Origin of the sequence: Hydrogeniiclostridium mannosilyticum, assembly GCF_003268275.1 — a bacterium.
Classification (GTDB): Bacteria; Bacillota; Clostridia; order Oscillospirales; family Acutalibacteraceae; genus Hydrogeniiclostridium; species Hydrogeniiclostridium mannosilyticum.
The window spans coordinates 1-399 of record NZ_QLYR01000047.1; the positions used below are offsets into that span (position 1 = coordinate 1).

General features: G+C 50.1%; 1 rRNA gene. It reads left to right on the forward strand.

Annotated elements, in window-relative coordinates:
- A 23S ribosomal RNA gene (locus tag DPQ25_RS14405) occupies positions 1-399 on the forward strand; the annotation flags it as partial.

Sequence of the window (399 nt, forward strand, 5' to 3'; positions counted from 1 at the left end):
GCAAAGACAACCAGGATGTTGGCTTAGAAGCAGCCACTCATTAAAAGAGTGCGTAATAGCTCACTGGTCGAGTGACCCTGCGCCGAAAATTCAACGGGGCTAAATCATATACCGAAGCTTGGGATTCCGAAAGGGATGGTAGGAGAGCGTTGTGTAAGGGGTGAAGTCATAGCGGAAGCGGTGGTGGACTTTACACAAGTGAGAATGCCGGAATGAGTAGCGCGAAATGTGTGAGAATCATATTGGCCGAAAGTCTAAGGATTTTGGAGGAAGGTTCGTCCGCTCCAAGTAAGCCGGGAGCTAAGGCGAGGCCGAAAGGCGTAGTCGATGCACATACGGTGGAAATTCCGTAGCCGCCGAAAGATTTAAGTTACAGGACACCTGAAGAAGGCATAACCC